The 19,262-nt window shown below is 62.3% G+C and carries 17 protein-coding genes; 15 read left to right on the forward strand and 2 right to left on the reverse strand.

Features of this window, described 5'->3' with window-relative positions; translation table 11 throughout:
• Position 1 precedes the first annotated feature (1 nt).
• The 7 genes from NKH12_RS01005 (at position 2) to NKH12_RS01035 (ending at position 7,005) form a co-directional block, all read left to right on the forward strand.
• Entirely contained in the window at positions 2 to 1,429 is a 1,428-nt protein-coding gene (locus NKH12_RS01005; protein WP_352951470.1) for a pyruvate dehydrogenase complex E1 component subunit beta, read from the forward strand.
• Between the two features lie 18 nt (positions 1,430 to 1,447).
• Complete coding sequence (locus NKH12_RS01010) at positions 1,448 to 2,818, forward strand: pyruvate dehydrogenase complex dihydrolipoamide acetyltransferase (RefSeq protein WP_352951471.1); 1,371 nt, start codon at positions 1,448 to 1,450, stop codon at positions 2,816 to 2,818.
• A 144-nt stretch (positions 2,819 to 2,962) separates the two neighbouring features.
• A complete protein-coding gene (locus NKH12_RS01015; protein WP_352951472.1) occupies positions 2,963 to 3,601 on the forward strand; it encodes an SGNH/GDSL hydrolase family protein in 639 nt (212 codons plus the stop codon).
• 17 nt (positions 3,602 to 3,618) lie between these two features.
• Positions 3,619 to 5,082, forward strand: coding sequence for a dihydrolipoyl dehydrogenase (gene lpdA, locus NKH12_RS01020; RefSeq protein WP_352951473.1), 1,464 nt, complete (start codon positions 3,619 to 3,621; stop codon positions 5,080 to 5,082).
• A 96-nt stretch (positions 5,083 to 5,178) separates the two neighbouring features.
• Positions 5,179 to 5,436 (forward strand): GlsB/YeaQ/YmgE family stress response membrane protein, encoded by a 258-nt coding sequence (locus tag NKH12_RS01025; protein WP_352951474.1) that lies wholly within the window; start codon positions 5,179 to 5,181, stop codon positions 5,434 to 5,436.
• Positions 5,437 to 5,568: 132 nt separating this feature from the next.
• Positions 5,569 to 6,534 (forward strand): lipoyl synthase, encoded by a 966-nt coding sequence (lipA, locus tag NKH12_RS01030; protein WP_352951475.1) that lies wholly within the window; start codon positions 5,569 to 5,571, stop codon positions 6,532 to 6,534.
• A 12-nt stretch (positions 6,535 to 6,546) separates the two neighbouring features.
• Positions 6,547 to 7,005 carry a type II toxin-antitoxin system RatA family toxin gene (locus tag NKH12_RS01035; protein WP_352951476.1) on the forward strand — a complete coding sequence of 153 codons (459 nt, stop codon included), beginning with the start codon at positions 6,547 to 6,549 and terminating at the stop codon, positions 7,003 to 7,005.
• Here the strand turns inward: NKH12_RS01035 and NKH12_RS01040 are convergent.
• On the reverse strand, positions 6,981 to 7,490 hold the full coding sequence (locus NKH12_RS01040) for a CinA family protein (RefSeq protein ID WP_352951477.1): 510 nt from the start codon (positions 7,488 to 7,490) through the stop codon (positions 6,981 to 6,983). The genes NKH12_RS01035 and NKH12_RS01040 overlap by 25 nt on opposite strands.
• Positions 7,487 to 8,716: a bifunctional 2-C-methyl-D-erythritol 4-phosphate cytidylyltransferase/2-C-methyl-D-erythritol 2,4-cyclodiphosphate synthase gene (locus NKH12_RS01045; RefSeq protein WP_352951478.1), complete on the reverse strand. Its 1,230-nt coding sequence runs from the start codon at positions 8,714 to 8,716 to the stop codon at positions 7,487 to 7,489. Before NKH12_RS01045 ends, NKH12_RS01040 begins: the two co-directional genes overlap by 4 nt.
• A 235-nt stretch (positions 8,717 to 8,951) precedes the next feature.
• On the opposite strand from NKH12_RS01045, the gene dusB reads away from it, so the two are divergent.
• The 8 genes from dusB to hflX all read left to right on the forward strand — a co-directional run bounded on the left by dusB (position 8,952) and on the right by hflX (position 19,257).
• Positions 8,952 to 9,980, forward strand: a complete 1,029-nt coding sequence (gene dusB / locus NKH12_RS01050) for a tRNA dihydrouridine synthase DusB (protein WP_352951479.1) — start codon at positions 8,952 to 8,954, stop codon at positions 9,978 to 9,980.
• Entirely contained in the window at positions 9,977 to 11,119 is a 1,143-nt protein-coding gene (locus NKH12_RS01055; RefSeq protein ID WP_192363203.1) for a two-component system sensor histidine kinase NtrB, read from the forward strand. Before dusB ends, NKH12_RS01055 begins: the two co-directional genes overlap by 4 nt.
• Entirely contained in the window at positions 11,116 to 12,576 is a 1,461-nt protein-coding gene (gene ntrC / locus NKH12_RS01060) for a nitrogen regulation protein NR(I) (RefSeq protein ID WP_352951480.1), read from the forward strand. The genes NKH12_RS01055 and ntrC overlap by 4 nt, the downstream gene beginning before the upstream one ends.
• Positions 12,577 to 12,746: 170 nt before the next feature.
• Positions 12,747 to 15,077, forward strand: coding sequence for a sensor histidine kinase NtrY-like (locus tag NKH12_RS01065; protein ID WP_502910717.1), 2,331 nt, complete (start codon positions 12,747 to 12,749; stop codon positions 15,075 to 15,077).
• A complete protein-coding gene (gene ntrX / locus NKH12_RS01070; protein WP_065008746.1) occupies positions 15,067 to 16,428 on the forward strand; it encodes a nitrogen assimilation response regulator NtrX in 1,362 nt (453 codons plus the stop codon). The genes NKH12_RS01065 and ntrX overlap by 11 nt, the downstream gene beginning before the upstream one ends.
• A gap of 186 nt (positions 16,429 to 16,614) precedes the next feature.
• Entirely contained in the window at positions 16,615 to 17,475 is an 861-nt protein-coding gene (locus NKH12_RS01075; protein ID WP_352951482.1) for a D-amino-acid transaminase, read from the forward strand.
• 144 nt (positions 17,476 to 17,619) lie between these two features.
• Complete coding sequence (hfq, locus tag NKH12_RS01080; RefSeq protein WP_006202172.1) at positions 17,620 to 17,865, forward strand: RNA chaperone Hfq; 246 nt, start codon at positions 17,620 to 17,622, stop codon at positions 17,863 to 17,865.
• Entirely contained in the window at positions 17,866 to 19,257 is a 1,392-nt protein-coding gene (gene hflX / locus NKH12_RS01085; RefSeq protein ID WP_352951483.1) for a GTPase HflX, read from the forward strand.
• Positions 19,258 to 19,262: the final 5 nt, after the last annotated feature.

Here is a 19,262-nt window from a genome sequence, read left to right on the forward strand (position 1 = left end):
CATGCCGATCGAAATTCTCATGCCCGCACTCTCGCCGACCATGGAAGAAGGCAATGTTTCCAAATGGTTGAAGAACGAGGGCGACAAGGTCGCCGCCGGTGACGTCATCGCCGAGATCGAGACCGACAAGGCGACGATGGAAGTCGAAGCGGTCGACGAAGGCACGCTCGGCAAGATCCTGGTTGCCGAGGGCACCGAAGGCGTGAAGGTCAACACGCCGATCGCGGTGCTGCTGCAGGACGGCGAGAGCGCCGCCGATATCGGCAAGGAGGCCAAGGCAGCACCGGCTTCCACCCAGGATGCGATTTCCGACAGCGGGCAGCGCACCGACGCAGCCGAGGAAGGCTCGAAGTCCGCGCCGCAGGATGCCGGCGAGGCGAAGGCGTCCGTTCCCGCTGCCCCCGCCATGAAGGCAGCCGCCGATCCCGACATCCCGGCCGGGACGGCAATGGTCTCGACCACTGTGCGCGAGGCGCTGCGTGACGCGATGGCCGAGGAGATGCGTCGAGACGGCGACGTCTTCGTGATGGGCGAGGAGGTCGCCGAGTACCAGGGCGCTTACAAGATCACGCAAGGGCTGCTGCAGGAATTCGGGCCGCGGCGCGTCGTCGACACGCCCATCACCGAGCACGGGTTTGCCGGCGTCGGCGTCGGCGCGGCGATGGCCGGCCTGAAACCGATCGTCGAGTTCATGACCTTCAACTTCGCCATGCAGGCGATCGACCAGATCATCAACTCCGCCGCCAAGACGCTCTATATGTCCGGCGGCCAGATGGGCGCGCCCATCGTCTTTCGCGGGCCGAACGGCGCGGCCGCCCGTGTCGCCGCCCAGCATTCGCAGTGCTATGCCGCCTGGTACAGCCACATTCCCGGCCTGAAAGTGGTGATGCCCTACACCGCCGCCGACGCCAAGGGGTTGCTGAAGGCCGCCATCCGTGACCCGAACCCGACCATCTTCCTCGAGAACGAAATCCTTTACGGCCAATCCTTCGACGTGCCGAAGATGGACGATTTCGTGCTGCCGATCGGCAAGGCGCGCATCCACAAAACGGGCAAGGATGTCACCATCGTCTCCTTCGGCATCGGCATGACCTATGCGATCAAGGCCGAGGCCGAATTGCGCGGCATGGGCGTCGATGCCGAGATCATCGACCTCAGGACCATCCGTCCGCTCGATTTCGACACCATCATCGCCTCGGTCAGGAAGACCAACCGGCTGGTGGTGGTGGAAGAAGGGTTTCCGCAGAACTCGGTCGGCGACCATATCGCCAACCAGGTGTCGCAGCGCGCCTTCGATTTCCTCGACGCACCGGTCATCACCATTGCCGGCAAGGACGTGCCAATGCCCTATGCGGCGAACCTCGAAAAGCTGGCGCTGCCCAATGTCGGCGAGGTCGTCGAGGCAGTCAAAGCCGTCACATATCGCTGAGCAGGGCGGGAGGAAAACATGCCGATCAACATCACCATGCCGGCCCTGTCGCCCACGATGGAAGAGGGCAATCTTGCCAAGTGGCTGGTCAAGGAGGGCGACAAGGTTTCGCCAGGCGACGTGATCGCCGAGATCGAGACCGACAAGGCGACGATGGAAGTCGAAGCGGTCGACGAAGGCACGGTGGCCAAGCTGGTCGTTCCGGCAGGCACCGAAGGCGTCAAGGTCAACGCGCTGATCGCCGTGCTCGCGGCCGAAGGCGAGGATGCGGCGGCTGCCGCCAAGAGCGGTGACGGCGCTGCGCCGGCGAAGGCCGAGGCTCCGAAAGCGGATGCCCCCAAAGCCGAAACACCAAAGCCCGAAGCGCCGAAGCCGCAACCTACCGCCGCACCTGCGCCCAAGGCGGAAGCGGCTCCGGTCGCCAACGGCCATGCAAGCGAGCGCACCTTCGCCTCGCCGCTTGCCCGTCGCATCGCCAGGGAAGCCGGTGTCGATGTCTCCGCGGTGACCGGCTCCGGCCCGCATGGCCGCGTGGTCAAGGCCGATGTCGACGCAGCGATTTCCAGCGGCGTCAAGGCGGCACCGGCCGCGAAAGCGGCACCTGCCGGCGCCCCGGCTCCGGCTGTCGCGCCAAAGCCAATGTCGGACGACCAAGTGCTAAAACTGTTTGCCGAAGGCTCCTACGAGCTTGTCCCGCACGACACCATGCGCAAGACCATCGCGCGCCGGCTGGTCGAGGCCACCACCACCATCCCGCATTTCTACCTGACGCTCGATTGCGAGCTTGACGCGCTTCTGGCACTGCGCGCGCAGATCAACGCAGCCGCCCCGGTGAAGAAGACCGACAAGGGTGAGGCGCCGGCCTACAAGCTGTCGGTCAACGACATGGTCATCAAAGCGATGGCAATGGCACTGATGGCGGTGCCGGATGCCAATGCGTCATGGACCGAGAGCGCCATGGTCAAGCACAAGCATGCCGATGTCGGCGTCGCCGTGTCGATCCCCGGCGGGCTGATCACGCCGATCATCCGGCGTGCCGACGAAAAGACGCTGTCGGTTATCTCCAACGAGATGAAGGATCTTGCCAGCCGCGCCCGCAGCCGCAAGCTGAAGCCGGAAGAATATCAAGGCGGCACCACGGCGGTGTCCAATCTCGGCATGTTCGGCATCAAGGACTTTGCCGCCGTCATCAACCCCCCGCATGCGACGATCCTGGCGGTCGGCGCCGGCGAGGAGCGCGCGGTGGTCAAGAACGGCGAGATTAAGATCGCGACAATCATGTCGGTAACGCTGTCGACCGATCACCGCGCCGTCGACGGCGCGCTCGGCGCCGAACTGCTCGTCGCCTTCAAACGCATGATCGAAAATCCGATGGGCATGCTGGTCTAGAAAGGAAAGAAGGCGGTGCGGAAATTCTTCACCAGCCTTTTTGCCTTCAGCCTTTCCGGTGTCGCAACGATCATGTGCAATGGCTGTTGGTCCGCTGGCGGGTGAGGCGCGCGCGGGCAGATTTCAGCAGGAGGGGGCAAACGCATGAAAACAGTCCTTTGCTACGGCGACTCGCTGACCTGGGGTTATGATGCGGCAAGTCTGGATCGCCACCCGCTCAAGGACCGCTGGCCGAGTGTGCTGCAGGCGACGTTGGGAGGCGATATCCAGGTCATCGCCGAAGGCTTGAACGGCCGCACAACGGCTTTCGACGACCATCTGGCCGGCGCCGACCGTAACGGCGCTAGAGTGCTGCCGACGGTGCTGATGACACATGCGCCGATCGACCTGATTGTCATCATGCTCGGCTCCAACGACATGAAGCCGTGGATCCACGGCAATCCGGTCGCTGCCAAACAGGGCATGCAGCGCCTGATCGAGATCGTGCGTGGCCACGACTACCCGTTCGACTGGCCGGCGCCACAGATCCTGATCGTCGCGCCGCCGGCCGTCAGCCGTACCGACAATGCTGAGTTCAAGGAAATGTTCGCCGGCGGCGACGAAGCTTCGATGCGGCTGGCGCCGCAATATTCCGCCCTTGCCGAAGAGGCCGGCTGCGGCTTTTTCGATGCCGGCACGGTGGCAACGACCACCCCGCTCGACGGCGTCCATCTTGATGCGGAAAACACGCGGAAAATCGGACAAGCATTAGCGCCAATCGTGCGCGTCATGCTGGAACTCTAGGGATCGGGGAGAAATCCGTGGCTGAGAACTACGACGTCATCATCATCGGCTCCGGCCCCGGCGGCTACGTCACGGCGGTGCGTTCCGCCCAACTCGGCTTCAAGACGGCGATCGTCGAGCGCGAGCATCTCGGCGGCATCTGCCTCAACTGGGGCTGCATCCCGACCAAAGCGCTGCTGCGTTCGGCCGAGATCATGCACTATTCGGATCATCTGAAGGACTACGGCTTGAAGATCGACGGCAAGGTCAGCGTCGATACCGCTGCCGTGGTCGACCGCTCGCGAAAGGTCTCGCTGCGGCTGAACGGCGGCGTCGCCTTCCTGATGAAGAAGAACAAGGTCGACGTCATCTGGGGCGAAGCCAAGTTGTCCAAGGCGGCTTCCGGCGATAAACCGGGCGAGATCGTCGTGTCGAAATCGTCGAAGAAGCCGATGGAGCCGCAGCCGCCGGCCCCCAAGGGCGTCAAGGGCGAGGGCACCTACACCGCCAAGCACATCATCCTGGCGACCGGCGCCAGGCCGCGGGCGCTGCCCGGCATCGAGCCCGACGGCAAGCTGATCTGGACCTATTTTGAAGCGATGGTGCCGAAGGAGATGCCGAAATCACTGCTGGTGATGGGTTCGGGCGCAATCGGCATCGAGTTCGCCTCATTCTACCGTACGATGGGCGCGGAGGTGACGGTGGTCGAGTTGTTGCCGGCGGTAATGCCGGTCGAGGACGCCGAGGTCTCGAAATTCGCGCAAAAGCAGTTTGAGAAGCAAGGCATGAAGATCATCCTCGAGGCCAAGGTCACCAAGGTCGAGAAGGGTGAAAACTTGGTAACCGCGCATATCGAGATGAAGGACGGCAAGGTCGAGAAGATCACCGCCGACCGGATGATCTCAGCCGTTGGCGTGCAGGGCAACATCGAGGATCTCGGCCTCGAAGCGCTCGGCGTGAAGACCGAGCGCGGCTGCGTCGTCGTCGACGGCTACGGCAACACCAATGTGCCCGGCATCTATGCCATCGGCGACGTTGCCGGCCCGCCGATGCTCGCCCACAAGGCCGAGCATGAAGGCGTGGTCTGCGTGGAAAAGATCGCCAATTTCCCCGGCGTGCATGCCACTGACAAGCTGAAGATTCCGGGCTGCACCTATTGCAACCCGCAGGTTGCCTCCGTCGGGTTGACCGAAGCCAAAGCCAAGGCCGAGGGCAAGGACATCCGCGTCGGCCGCTTTCAGTTCGCCGCCAACGGCAAAGCCATCGCGCTCGGTGAAGATCAGGGTTTCGTCAAAACCATCTTCGACAAGAAGACCGGGCAGTTGCTCGGCGCGCATATGGTCGGCGCCGAAGTGACCGAGTTGATCCAGGGCTTTGTCGTGGCGATGAACCTGGAGACCACCGAGGAAGAGCTGATGCATACGATCTTCCCGCATCCGACGCTGTCGGAAATGATGAAGGAAAGCGTGCTCGACGCCTATGGCCGCGCGCTCAACGCGTGATAAATTGACCGCGTGAGACTCAAAAGGTGAGAGCCAAGGAACTCAACTGTAAGGTAATTCGTTTCCGGATGCATTTATCACCAGAGGAGAGGGCATATGGACGTGAATGGCGTGGGCTGGATCGCAGCCATCATCATCGGCGGGTTGGCGGGGTGGCTTGCCGAGATGTTCATGAAAAGCAACATGGGCCTCTTGATGAACATCGTTCTGGGCATCGTCGGCGCGATCGTGCTGAATGCCATCCTGCAGGCGCTCAACATCGGCGCCTTCGGCACCGGCTGGATCGCCTATCTGATCACCGGTTTCATCGGCGCCTGCCTGCTGATCTGGGTAGGACGCATGGTGCGCCGTTAGTCGCTGAACTCTTGCCATGCGAAAACGGCTGTGGCGGCATGCGCCGCCGCGGCCTTTTTCTTTGCAGCGAAAAGTCCTAGATGACTATGAAAGCGAACGCCGGAAGGCGATCGCGAATGAACTGGATTTCTGATGGTCACCGTCCTCGACACGATCGCCAATGCGCCGCGCCTGCGGCATCCTGAAAAGGCGCACAAGCCTGACCAGAATGTGCTGCGCAAGCCCGACTGGATCCGCGTCAAAGCGCCGATCTCGAAAGGATATGCCGAGACGCGCGAGATCGTGAAGTCGCACCGACTGGTGACGGTGTGCGAAGAGGCCGGTTGCCCCAATATCGGTGAGTGCTGGGAAAAGAAGCACGCCACCTTCATGATCATGGGTGAGATCTGCACGCGTGCCTGTGCCTTCTGCAACGTCGCCACCGGCATTCCGACCGCGCTTGATCCCGATGAACCGGCGCGCATCGCCCATGCCGTCAAGCAAATGGGTCTGACCCATGTCGTCATCACCTCGGTCGACCGCGATGATCTCGCCGATGGCGGAGCTCAGCACTTTGCCGAGGTCATCCGCGCCATCAGGGCGGCAACGCCTTCGACGACGATCGAAATCCTGACGCCCGACTTCCTGCGCAAGGAGGGCGCGCTGGAGATCGTGGTGGCGGCAAAGCCGGATGTGTTCAACCACAATCTGGAGACCGTGCCGTCGAACTATTTGACGGTCCGGCCTGGCGCCCGCTATTTCCATTCGATCAGGCTCCTGCAGCGGGTCAAGGAACTCGATCCGTCGATCTTCACCAAATCCGGCATCATGGTTGGCCTGGGCGAGGAGCGGAACGAGATCCTGCAATTGATGGACGATCTGCGTTCGGCCAATGTCGACTTCATGACCATCGGTCAGTATCTGCAGCCATCGAAAAAGCACCATCCGGTGATCCGTTTCGTCACACCGGAGGAATTCAAGTCCTTCGAGACGATCGGCAAGACCAAGGGCTTCCTGCTGGTGGCATCCAGCCCGCTGACGCGTTCGTCGCATCACGCCGGCGACGATTTCGCCAAGCTGCGCGCGGCGCGGGAAGCGTTTCTCAGGAAGTCCGCCTAACACACTGGTTTCATGCCACAATTCGAAGCCCATCGCCGCGTTGCGCATACGCCGGAACAGATGTTCGCTCTGGTCGCCGATGTCGAATCCTATCCGCAATTCCTGCCGCTTTGCGAGGCGCTGACCGTTCGCTCGCGCAAGGAACGCGACGGACGCACCCTGCTCATCGCCGACATGAGCATTGGCTACAAGGCGATCCGCGAGACTTTCACCACGCAGGTACTGCTAAAGCCCGACGAGAACGCCATCGACGTCAAATACATCGACGGTCCGTTCAAATATCTGAGCAATGCCTGGCGTTTCGAGCCGGCCGCCGGCGGTTGCAATGTCTGCTTCTTCATCGACTACGAATTCAAGAGCCGTATTCTGGGTGCGGTGATGGGAGCGATGTTCGATCGCGCCTTCCGCATGTTTTCCGAGGCGTTCGAGAAGCGCGCTGATGTCATCTATGGCGCAGCGCCGGCAGCCTGATCCGCGGCGAGTGCGCGCAAGCCCAGTTCAAGCGCATGCCTGACCGTCTCCCGGCGGATGAAATTGCGGCCTTTGTCGGCGAACAAATGACATTCGCTGACGACCGGCCGGCCAGTCAAGGCGACACCGAACCAGACCAGGCCGACAGGCTTTTCCGCCGAGCCGCCGCCCGGACCGGCGATGCCGGTAACGGCAAGGGTGAGTCCGGCGCGCGAATGGGCCAACGCGCCGGCCGCCATCTCGACCGCAGTTTCCCGCGAGACCGCGCCGTGCGTCTCAAGCGTGGCGGCGGAAACGCCGAGCATCTCAGTCTTGGCCTCGTTGGAATAGGTGATGAAACCCCGGTCGACCACCGTGGAAGAGCCGGCGATGTCGGTCAGGGCGGCGATGATCATGCCGCCGGTGCAGCTTTCGGCCGTCGCCAGCATGATGCCACGCTGTCGGCAGGCCTGAAGCAGGGCATCTGCGATATCGCTGTTGCTCATTCGGGGACATCCCCTGGAAACACGACGCTGGCGGTCGCGATAGCCGCTATGCCTTCCTCGCGTCCGATAAAGCCGAGCTTTTCGTTGGTTGTCGCCTTGATCGAGACACGGTCTGGGGAAATTGCCAGCATTTCCGAAAGGGTTTCGGTCATTGCTTGGCGATGTGGGCCGACCCGCGGCGCCTCGCAGATCAGCGTGATGTCGGCATTGGCGATGCGCCCGCCGCGCGCACGCACCAGTCTTGCCGCATGTTCGACGAAGATCCGCGAGGCCACGCCTTTCCACCGCGGATCCGACGGCGGGAAATGCGTGCCGATGTCACCGGCGCCGCAGGTGGCGAGCAGTGCGTCGGTCAAGGCGTGGAGGCCGACATCGGCGTCCGAATGGCCGGCCAGTTTCTTGTCGTGCGGGATGGAGACGCCGCACAGGACGACGTGGTCTCCGGGCTCGAAGGCATGGACGTCGTAGCCATTGCCGGTGCGGATGTCCGGAAAACGCGGCCGCTCACCGGAAAGCCGCTGATCCGCCATCGAAATATCCCTTGCCCAGGTGAGCTTGACATTGTCCGGCGAGCCCGGAATGATTTTCACCGGAATATGCGCCCATTCGGCAATCGCGGCATCGTCGGTAAAGTCCGCCTTGCCCAAGTGATGGGCCTTTTCGTGGGCGGCGAGGATCGGCCAGAACGGAAAGCCTTGCGGCGTCTGGGCGGCATGAAGCCCGTTCCTGGAAACCGTCTCGCCGATCATGCCGGCGGCCGACTCACGTTTCAGCGTGTCGGCGACGGGTAAGGCAGGCAGCGCTCCCTGGCGCTCGCCGATAGCGGCGATCGTACGGTCTATCAATTCCGCGTCGACGAACGGGCGAACGGCATCATGGACCAGAACCTGGCTCGGTGCATGGCCTCTCAGCGCCAGCAGCCCGAGCCGAACGGAGTCCTGCCTGGACGCGCCACCGGTCACCGTGACGACCCGATCGGCGTTGGCTCCGGCGGCGCTGCGAAAAAGCGCGCTATCGTCGGCGTGGATGGCGACGACGACAGGACCGATTCTCGGATGCGCCAAAAACATATCCAATGTGCGCGCGATGACGGCACGGCCACCGATCTTTTGGTATTGCTTCGGTCCGTCGGCTTGACCGGCGCGCGCGCCGCGGCCGGCGGCGACGATAACCACGGCAACCCTGTCGTCCGCAGCCAAAGCCTGCTTTTCGCTTGCATCTGTCATGCCGAGACGCTTAGCGCATGATCCCGAAAAGTGGAATCGCTTTTCGGAAGAGATCATGCGCAGATGCAAAGAGCCAAGCGCCCTTTCCCAAGGACCCACGGCACTTTAGGCGTGGTATGGGCCGAAGGCCAGCATTTTTCCCAAATGCGCCTTAATGTGACGTCATTGCGCGTTGCACATTGCTGTCATTCTGGCTAGAGAATGTGCAGCAGTAAAAAATGCTTGGTTTTTGTGCATGCTTGACCTGACCAAATTGGCTTCGCCGCTGGATGTGGGTAGTGTGAAAATCCGCAATCGCGCTTTTCTCGCGCCCATGTCGGGCATAACCGATGAGCCGTTCCGGCAGCGTGCCTATGCGCATGGCGCCGGATTGGTCGTGTCGGAGATGGTGGCGAGCGGCGAGCTTGCCAGGGGCAGGGCCGGTTGCGGCCTTCGCATCCACCATTCCGGGCTGCCTGTCCACATGGTCCAGCTTGCCGGCCGTGAGGCGGCGCACATGGCAGAGGGCGCCCGTATTGCCGCGGGCGAGGGCGCCGACATCATCGACATCAACATGGGCTGCCCGGCCAAAAAGGTGACGGGCGGCTATGCCGGTTCGGCGCTGATGCGCGATCTCGATCACGCTTTGTCGTTGATCGAGGCGGTGGTCGGCGCCGTCGAGGTGCCGGTCACGGTCAAAATGCGCCTCGGCTGGGACGAAAGCGCGCTCAACGCGCCGCTGCTGGCGCGCCGCGCCGAGCAGGCGGGCGTCAAGATGGTGACCGTGCATGGCCGCACGCGTTGTCAGTTCTATCAGGGCAAGGCGGACTGGCGCGCCATCGCGCGCATAAAGCAGGCCGTGTCGATCCCGGTCGTAGCCAATGGCGATGTCGGCTCGCCGGCGGAGGCAGCAATGATCCTCGACGAGTCGGGCGCCGACGCTGTGATGATCGGCCGCGCGCACTACGGCGCACCCTGGATGGCAGGCAGCATCGCGGCAGCCGCGGCAAAAGAGGCGGCGCCTGATGTGCCCGAAAGTCCGCAAGCGCTGGCCGACTACGTCGTTGCCCACTACGAGGACATGCTAACGCTCTACGGCATCGAAAGCGGCCTGCGCCAGGCGCGAAAGCATCTTGGCTGGTATCTCGACCGCCACGCCGTTGGCGTCGTCGATGAGCGGCGAAAGGCCATCCTCACCTCCTTCGAGCCCGTCCGCGTCGTTGCCGCGTTGCGCGAGGTGTTTTCACGCGCTGCCGAGGCGATGAACCTGCGGAGCGCAGCATGAATGCCACCGTTGCCCAGAGCATGGATATGGCGGACGCCGCCCACATCGTACTCAACACCATCCGCCGCCCGGTGATCATGGTCGATGCTGAAGGGGTCATCACCTTCGCCAATGCCGATGCCGAAGATTTCTTCCGCTCGAGCGCGACCATGCTCGCCCGCAACACATTACCCAAGCTCATTCCCTTCGGCAGCCCACTGCTGACGCTTGTCGACCAGGTGCGCGAGCGCCGGGCACCCGTCAACGAATACCGGGTCGACGTATCGTCGCCGCGCCTCGGCATCGAGAAGGTCGTTGACCTCTATGTAGCGCCGGTGTCGGAATTCCCGGGCTCCGTCGTGGTGATGTTCCAGGAACGATCGATGGCCGACAAGATCGATCGTCAGATGACGCATCGCGGTGCAGCACGTTCGGTGACCGGCCTTGCTGCGATGCTTGCCCACGAGATCAAGAACCCGCTATCCGGCATCCGGGGTGCTGCCCAACTGCTCGAACTCTCCGCTTCCGACGAAGATCGCGCCCTGACCCGGCTGATCACTGACGAGACCGACCGCATCGTCTCGCTGGTCGACCGCATGGAGGTGTTTTCCGACGAGCGGCCCATCGACCGCTATCCGGTCAACATCCATGTCGTGCTCGACCATGTGAAGGCGATTGCCAAGAACGGTTTTGCCAAGCGGATCAAGATACTGGAGGATTATGATCCATCATTGCCTCCGGTTTTCGCCAACCGCGACCAGCTCATCCAGGTGTTCCTCAACCTGGTCAAGAATGCGGCCGAGGCCATTGGCGGCGACCCGCAAGGCGAGATCACTCTGTCGACCGCGTTCCGGCCGGGCATCCGTGTTTCCGTTCCGGGAACGCAGGGCCGCGTGTCGCTGCCGCTGGAATTTTGCGTGCGCGACAACGGTTCTGGCGTCTCCGAAGATATCCTGCCGATCCTGTTCGATCCCTTCATCACCACCAAGCCGAACGGGTCGGGGCTTGGTCTGGCGCTGGTCGCGAAAATCGTCGGCGAGCATGGCGGCATCATCGAATGCGATTCAACGCCGCGCGCAACCACCTTCCGCATCCTGATGCCAGCCTGGAAAGAAACGCCGTTCGGCACAGACGATGATGGCGAAGGAGACCGCAAATGACGGTTCGCGGCAATATTCTCGTCGCCGACGACGATGCGGCGATCCGCACGGTCCTCAATCAGGCGCTTTCGCGCGTCGGCCACGAGGTGCGCGTGACGTCCAACGCCTCGACGCTATGGCGCTGGGTGGCGGCCGGCGAGGGCGATCTCGTCATCACCGACGTGGTCATGCCGGACGAGAACGCTTTCGACATGCTGCCGCGCATCAAGAAGGCGCGACCGGAACTTCCCGTCATCGTCATGAGCGCCCAGAACACGTTCATGACCGCGATTCGTGCCTCCGAAACCGGCGCCTACGAATATCTGCCGAAACCGTTCGACCTGACCGAGCTTCTCAACATCGTCAACCGGGCGCTTTCCGAGCCCCGACGGCCGAAGATCGATGCGCGGGCCGACGAGCCGCCGGAAACGATGCCGCTGGTCGGCCGCTCGGCCGCCATGCAGGATATCTACCGCATGCTGGCGCGTATGATGCAGACCGACCTAACGGTGATGATTTCAGGCGAATCGGGCACCGGCAAGGAACTGGTGGCGCGCGCGCTGCACGAATATGGCCGCCGCCGCGGTGGCCCCTTCGTCGCGATCAACATGGCGGCGATCCCGCGCGACCTGATCGAATCGGAACTGTTCGGGCATGAGAAAGGCGCCTTCACCGGTGCGCAGAACCGCTCCACCGGCCGTTTCGAGCAGGCCGAAGGCGGCACGCTCTTCCTCGACGAGATCGGCGACATGCCGATGGAAGCGCAGACGCGCCTGCTGCGTGTCCTGCAGCAGGGCGAATACACCACCGTCGGCGGCCGTACGCCGATCAAGACCGATGTGCGCATCGTCGCCGCCACCAACAAGGATCTGCGCACGCTGATCAATCAGGGGCTTTTCCGCGAGGATCTGTTCTATCGCCTGAATGTCGTGCCGCTAAGGCTGCCGGCGCTGCGCGAGCGGTCTGAGGACGTTCCGGATCTCGTCCGGCACTTCTTCAAGCTCGGCGCCAGCGAAGGCCTGCAGACCAAGCGCATTTCCGCAGGCGGCATCGAACTGATGAAGCGCTATCCGTGGCCAGGCAACGTGCGCGAGCTCGAAAATCTTGTCCGCAGGCTGGCCGCGCTCTATTCGCAGGATGAGATTTCCGCCGAAGTGATCGAGGCGGAACTGAAGACCGGCGAGAGGCCGGTCGTTCCCGGTGGCGGCAACCTCATTCCCGACGATCTGTCCATCGGCCAGGCGGTGGAACATTTCCTGCAGCGCTATTTTGCTTCGTTCGCCGGCGATTTGCCGCCCGCCGGCCTCTATCAGCGTATTCTCTCCGAGGTCGAATATCCGCTGGTCCTGGCCTCGATGACGGCAACCCGCGGCAACCAGATCAAGGCTGCGGAGCTCCTTGGGCTCAACCGCAACACGCTGCGCAAGAAAATTCGCGAACTCGGCGTCAACGTCTACAAATCGAGCAGGCAGGCTTAAAGCGACATCCGCTCGGACGTAGAAAGTTCGCTCTAGCACTTTAAGTGTCGCATCGTGCTTTGCGAAAATCGATTCCGATTTTTGGGCTGGTGCGACAGAGCGAGGCCTTTTCGGGGGATCGATCACCGAAACAGTTCCGTCCAGGTCACACTTGTTGCATAATCGCCACAATGCGTTGCATACATCCGACGCATTCACTGGCTCTAGACGGCGACATGGCTTCACAGGCACCGACACCGAGCAAAACGCTTTTCAGCGAACCTGGCACACGGGACGGGCGTCGGCTGCTTGCGCTGCCGGGCGTGGTGGCAATTGTCGGTGCGCTGGTTACGGCGGCGATCTCCTTCGCCATCCTCGTCGGCGCCACGCCGATCACGCCGGACGAGAGGACAACGCTGGCGCTTATCGCCCTCAATGCGGCGTTCATCCTGTTTCTGATCGCGCTGGTCGGCCGCGAAGTGCATCGTATCGTGATGGCGCGCCGGCGCGGCAAGGCGGCGTCGCGGCTGCATGTACGGATCGTGGCGATGTTCGCGCTGGTCGCCGCGATTCCCGCCATCATGGTGGCGATCATCGCCTCGATCACGCTCGACATCGGCCTTGATCGCTGGTTCGAGATCCGCACCAAGACAATCGTCAATTCGTCGCTGTCGATCGCCGACGCCTACGTGCAGGAGAACGCCCGCAATCTCCAGGGAACGACCCTGTCGATGGCTTACGATCTCGACGCCTCCCGTACGCTCTACGGCCTCGATCGAACCGGCTTCCTCGATCTCATGAACAAGGAAGCCGTCGGCCGCTCGCTGGCCCATGCCGCCCTGGTCAGGCCCGACGGTTCATTCGTCATGAGCGCCAAGACCGACGCCGATTTTGCCATGCCGGAGCCGCCGGAAGGCGCCATGGCCAGTGCCGCCGGCGGCAGGCCGGTGCTGATCGAGCCGAAGACGCGCAACATCATGGGCGCCATTGTCAAGCTGCGCGAGATCGAAGGGCTCTATCTCTACACTATCCGGCTCGTCGATCCCGAGGTGATCAAGGCGCGGCAGATTGTCAGATCCAACACCGACGAATATCGCGGTCTGGAAGACAATCGCCGTACCTCGCAGGTGGCCTTCGCACTTCCCTACCTGTCGCTGACGCTGATCATCATTCTGTCCGCCATCTGGACCGGCATTGCCGTGGCAGACCGCCTGGTGCGGCCGATCCGCCAGCTCATCGGCGCGGCCGACGAGGTCGCGACCGGCAATCTCGATGTTGCGGTTCCGGTTCGGCCCTCCGACGGGGACGTCGCATCGCTCGGCGATACCTTCAACAAGATGCTGCTGGAACTGAAATCGCAGCGTAACGAGATACTGTCCGCCAAGGACTTGATCGACGAGCGGCGGCGCTTTTCGGAGGCCGTGCTTGCTGGTGTCACCGCCGGCGTCATCGGCGTCGATCCATATGGCATCGTCACCATCGTCAACCGGTCGGCCGAAACGATGCTGGCCATATCCGCCACCGCCGCACTCGGGCAAAACCTCTCCGCCGTGCTGCCCCATGTCGGCCGCGTCTTCGAGATCGGCCGCAAGTCCGGCAAGCCTGTCCACCGCGAGCAGGTGACTTTCTATCGCGCCGGTACGGAGCGCACGTTCAACGTGCAAATTACGGTCGAGGCCGGCGACGACGGTTCCGAGGAGAAATCCTATGTCGTGACGGTCGATGACATCACCGATCTGGTCCAGGCGCAGCGTTCCTCGGCCTGGGCGGATGTGGCGCGGCGCATCGCCCACGAGATCAAGAACCCGCTGACACCGATCCAGCTTTCCGCCGAGCGCATCAAGCGCCGCTACGGCAAGGTCATCACCGAGGACCGCGAGGTTTTCGATCAGTGCACCGATACGATCATCAGGCAAGTGGAGGACATCGGCCGGATGGTCGACGAGTTCTCCGCTTTCGCACGCATGCCCAAGCCCGAAATGAAGGCCCTCGATTTGCGCGAATCGTTGCGCGAAGCCTCATTCCTCGTCGAAGTGAGCCGCGCCGATATCACCTTCGAGCGCGTGTTCGGCAACGAACCGCTCAAAGGCACCTTCGACAGCCGCCTGATGGCGCAGGCTTTTGGCAATGTTATCAAGAATGCAGCCGAGGCGATTGACGGACTTGATCAAAAGGACCGCTCGCACGGCATAATTCGGATTCAAGCCGGGCGCCAGAATGGTGCGATTCGCATCGACGTCATCGACAACGGCAAGGGCTTGCCGCGCGAGAATCGCCAGCGATTGCTCGAGCCTTACATGACGACACGCGAGAAAGGCACGGGGCTCGGCCTCGCTATCGTCAAGAAGATAGTGGAGGACCATGGCGGCCGGCTCGAACTGCATGACGCGCCGGCGGATTTCCACGACGGGCGAGGCGCGATGATCAGCATCATTCTGCCGCTCGCCGCCACCGTGCCGTCGCGCGGCGAAGGCAGGACGGAAAACGAAAGAGAAACTGAAAAGGTCGGTAATGGCGTCTGACATTCTCATCGTCGATGACGAGGAAGACATCCGTGAACTTGTCGCCGGTATCCTAAGCGACGAAGGTCACGAAACCCGCACGGCATTCGATGCCGACAGCGCGCTGGCGGCGGTCGCCGACCGCGCGCCGAGGCTGATTTTCCTAGACATCTGGCTGCAAGGCTCACGCCTGGACGGACTGGCGCTGCTGGACGAGATCAAGACGATGCACCCGAGCCTGCCTGTGGTGATGATCTCGGGCCACGGCAACATCGAGACGGCGGTCTCGGCCATCCGCCGCGGCGCCTATGACTTCATCGAGAAACCGTTCAAGGCCGACAGGCTGATCCTCATCGCCGAACGTGCGATTGAAACCTCGAAACTGAGACGCGAGGTTTCTGATCTCAAGCTGCGCAGCGGCGAAACCTTCGACCTGATCGGCATGTCGTCGGCGATGAGCCAGTTGCGCCAGACCATCGAGCGCGTTGCGCCGACCAACAGCCGCGTCATGATCATCGGCCCGTCCGGGTCGGGCAAGGAACTCGCGGCTCGCGCCATCCACACGCTGTCGGCGCGCAAGAGCGCACCATTTGTCACGCTGAGCGCTGCCAACATCACGCCCGAACGCATGGAGGTCGAGCTGTTCGGCACCGAATCAAACGGTGTCGAACGCAAGGTCGGTGCGCTTGAGGAAGCCCATCGCGGCATTCTCTACATCGACGAAGTGGCCGACATGCCGCGCGAAACCCAAAACAAGATCCTGCGCGTGCTGGTCGAACAGCAGTTCGAGCGGGTAGGGGGCACCAAACGGGTCAAGGTCGATGTTCGAATCATCTCATCGACCTCGCAGAATCTGGAGGCCATGATCGCCGACGGTCGTTTCCGGGAGGATCTCTATCACCGTCTGGCGGTGGTTCCGGTCATGGTGCCGGGATTGGCCGAGCGGCGGGAGGACATCCCCTATCTTGTCGACAATTTCATGAAGCAGATCGCCCGCCAGGCCGGCATCCGGCCGCGGCGCATCGGCGACGACGCGTTGGCGGTGCTGCAGGCGCACAACTGGCCAGGCAACGTCCGCCAGTTGCGCAACAACGTCGAGCGGTTGATGATCCTGGCGCGCGGCGACGATATCGATGCACCGATCACCGCCGATCTCTTGCCTGCCGAGATCGGCGATGTCATGCCGCGCACGCCCAACCAGTCCGATCAGCACATCATGGCGCTACCGTTGCGTGAAGCGCGCGAACAGTTCGAGAAGGACTATCTGATCGCCCAGATCAACCGTTTTGGCGGCAACATCTCGAAGACGGCCGAGTTCATCGGCATGGAGCGCTCGGCGCTTCACCGCAAGCTGAAGTCGCTGGGCGTCTGATAGCCAATCCATCCTGGCCTACGCAATTATCGGTTACGGCGCCGGCGGAATCGCATAAGAAAGCGCTGCAGCGCCGCGGGTCTTTGGGGCGCTCAAAGGACGCTGTAGCATTTTGATTTTTGCGCATGACCCCGAAAATCGATTTCGATTTTCGGGGTCATGCGCTGACTTCTCCAGGGGTGCCCCATGCCGCGCATTGCCTATGTGAACGGGCGCTATGTCGCTCACGCCGACGCTTTCGTCCATATCGAGGACCGTGGCTATCAGTTCGCCGATGGCGTCTACGAGGTCTGCGAGGTGGCGCGCGGCTTCATCGTCGATATGCCTCGCCATCTCGGACGGCTGAACCGCTCGCTGACCGAATTGTTGATCGACTGGCCGGTCACGCGGGGCGTGTTGCCGATCATCATGCGCGAGGTGGTCCGCCGCAACCATGTCACCGATGGCCTGGTCTATCTTCAGGTGACGCGTGGCGTCGCCAGCCGTGACTTTGTTTTTCCGGCGGGCACGAAACCGTCGCTGGTGGTGACCGCCAGGAAAGCCGACCCCGCTGCTGCCGCGGAGAGAGCCGAAAGCGGAATCAAGGTTATCACCGTGCCGGAGAACCGTTGGGATCGGGTTGATATCAAGTCGGTCGGCCTGTTGCCAAATGTGCTCGCCAAGCAGAAGGCCAAGGAAGCCGGCGCCCAGGAAGCCTGGTTCGTCGATGCCGACGGCACCGTCAAGGAAGGTGGATCGTCGAACGCCTGGATCATCACCAGGGATGGCGTGCTGGTCACGCGTCCGGCCGAGCACGGCATCCTGCGCGGCATCACCCGTACCACGCTGTTCGAAGTGGCCGCCAAGCTCGGCCTGAAAATCGAGGAGCGGGGCTTTTCGGTCGCCGAAGCCAAAGCCGCGCGCGAGGTTTTCATCAGCTCCGCCACCACAATCGCCATGCCGATCGTGGCGATCGACGGTGCTCCCGTCGCCAACGGCCATCCGGGCTCGATAACACTTTCCTTGCGGCAAGCCTTTTTTGACGTTGCGGAAAAAAGTCCAGCCTGATAACCGCACAGGTGGAATGAACATCAATATATCTCGTTCTGCTTGTCGTATTGATGGCAAGATGGTGTTTGCGCGCTTGACACGTGCCGGGTAATTTGGCGCATTGGCCTGCAAACCGAAGGGGATCGGCGAAAGACAAGAACAATGGCGGAACGATCGCAAAATCTTCAGGACCTGTTCCTGAACTCAGTTCGCAAAAGCAAAAACCCACTCACCATCTTTCTCATCAACGGCGTGAAGCTGACCGGGGTGGTCACTTCGTTCGACAATTTCTGTGTTCTGCTGCGTCGAGACGGCCATTCCCAGCTCGTCTACAAGCACGCCATTTCCACGATCATGCCGAGCCAGCCGGTTCAGATGTTCGATGGCGAGGAAAGCCAGGGCGCCTGATTGGCACGTAAGAAAGACGCGGACCGCAGCGTTCGCGAAAAACCAGCATATCAGCCGGGGACGGAAGCCGAAGGCCCGACCCGGGCCGTGGTCATCGTGCCGGTGCTGACCCGTCAGCCGCGCAGCGACGAAGACACCAATCGTCCGCGCCTGATGCGTTCCGCCGAGGCCCGACACGACGAGGCGGTTGGCCTTGCCCAGGCCATTGACCTCGACCCGATCCATACCGCGGTGGTGACCGTGAATGATCCGCGGCCTGCAACCTTGCTCGGCAGCGGCAAAGTCGCGGAGTTCGCCGAGATCGTCAAGGAGGGCCGTGCCGAACTGGTTATTGTCGACCATCCGCTGACGCCGGTGCAGCAACGCAATCTGGAAAAAGAATTGAACGCCAAGGTGCTGGATCGCACCGGACTGATCCTGGAAATTTTCGGCGAGCGCGCGCGGACCAAGGAAGGCACGCTGCAGGTCGATCTGGCCCACCTTAACTATCAGAAGGGCCGGCTCGTGCGAAGCTGGACCCACCTTGAGCGCCAGCGCGGCGGTGCCGGTTTCCTTGGCGGTCCTGGTGAAACGCAGATCGAGTCGGACCGCCGTGCCCTGCAGGACAAGATCAAGAAGCTGAAGCACGAGCTGGAAACAGTGCGGCGCACCCGTGACCTGCACCGCGCCAAGCGCAAGAAGGTGCCTTTCCCGGTGGTGGCGATCGTCGGCTATACCAACGCCGGCAAGTCGACGCTGTTCAACAGGCTAACCGGAGCAGGGGTGCTGGCCGAGGACATGTTGTTTGCCACGCTCGACCCGACATTGCGTCGGGTGCGACTGCCGCACGGCACGCCGGTCATCCTTTCGGACACGGTCGGTTTCATTTCGGATCTGCCGACGCATCTGATTGCAGCCTTCCGGGCTACGCTGGAAGAGGTGGTCGAGGCCGATCTGGTCATCCATCTGCGCGATATTTCGGACCCCGACACGGCCGCCCAGGCCGAGGATGTCGAGCGCATCCTCGCCGATCTCGGCGTCGATGCCGGCGACACCAAGCGTGTCCTCGAAGTGTGGAACAAGATCGACCGGCTCGATGAAGGCAATCGGGCGCGATTGCTCGCCGACGGCATCGACGGCAACAAGGCGCCGCCGATTGCCATATCGGCCGCCACTGGCGAGGGCATCGATGTGCTGAAGGCGATCATCGAGACAAGAGTGTCTGGCGAACTGGAAACGCTGACCGTCACGCTCAAGCCTGAACAGCTCGGGCTCGTCGACTGGCTCTACCGCAATGGCGACGTCGTCTCGCGCACCGACAATGAAGATGGCGGCGTGACCGTCGCGCTCAAGGCGACGCAAACCGCGCATGAAGAGATAGAAAGCAGATTGCGCCGTAAAAACAACGGATAATCGCT

The organism is Mesorhizobium sp. M1322 (assembly GCF_040318085.1).
Taxonomy (GTDB): Bacteria; Pseudomonadota; Alphaproteobacteria; order Rhizobiales; family Rhizobiaceae; genus Mesorhizobium.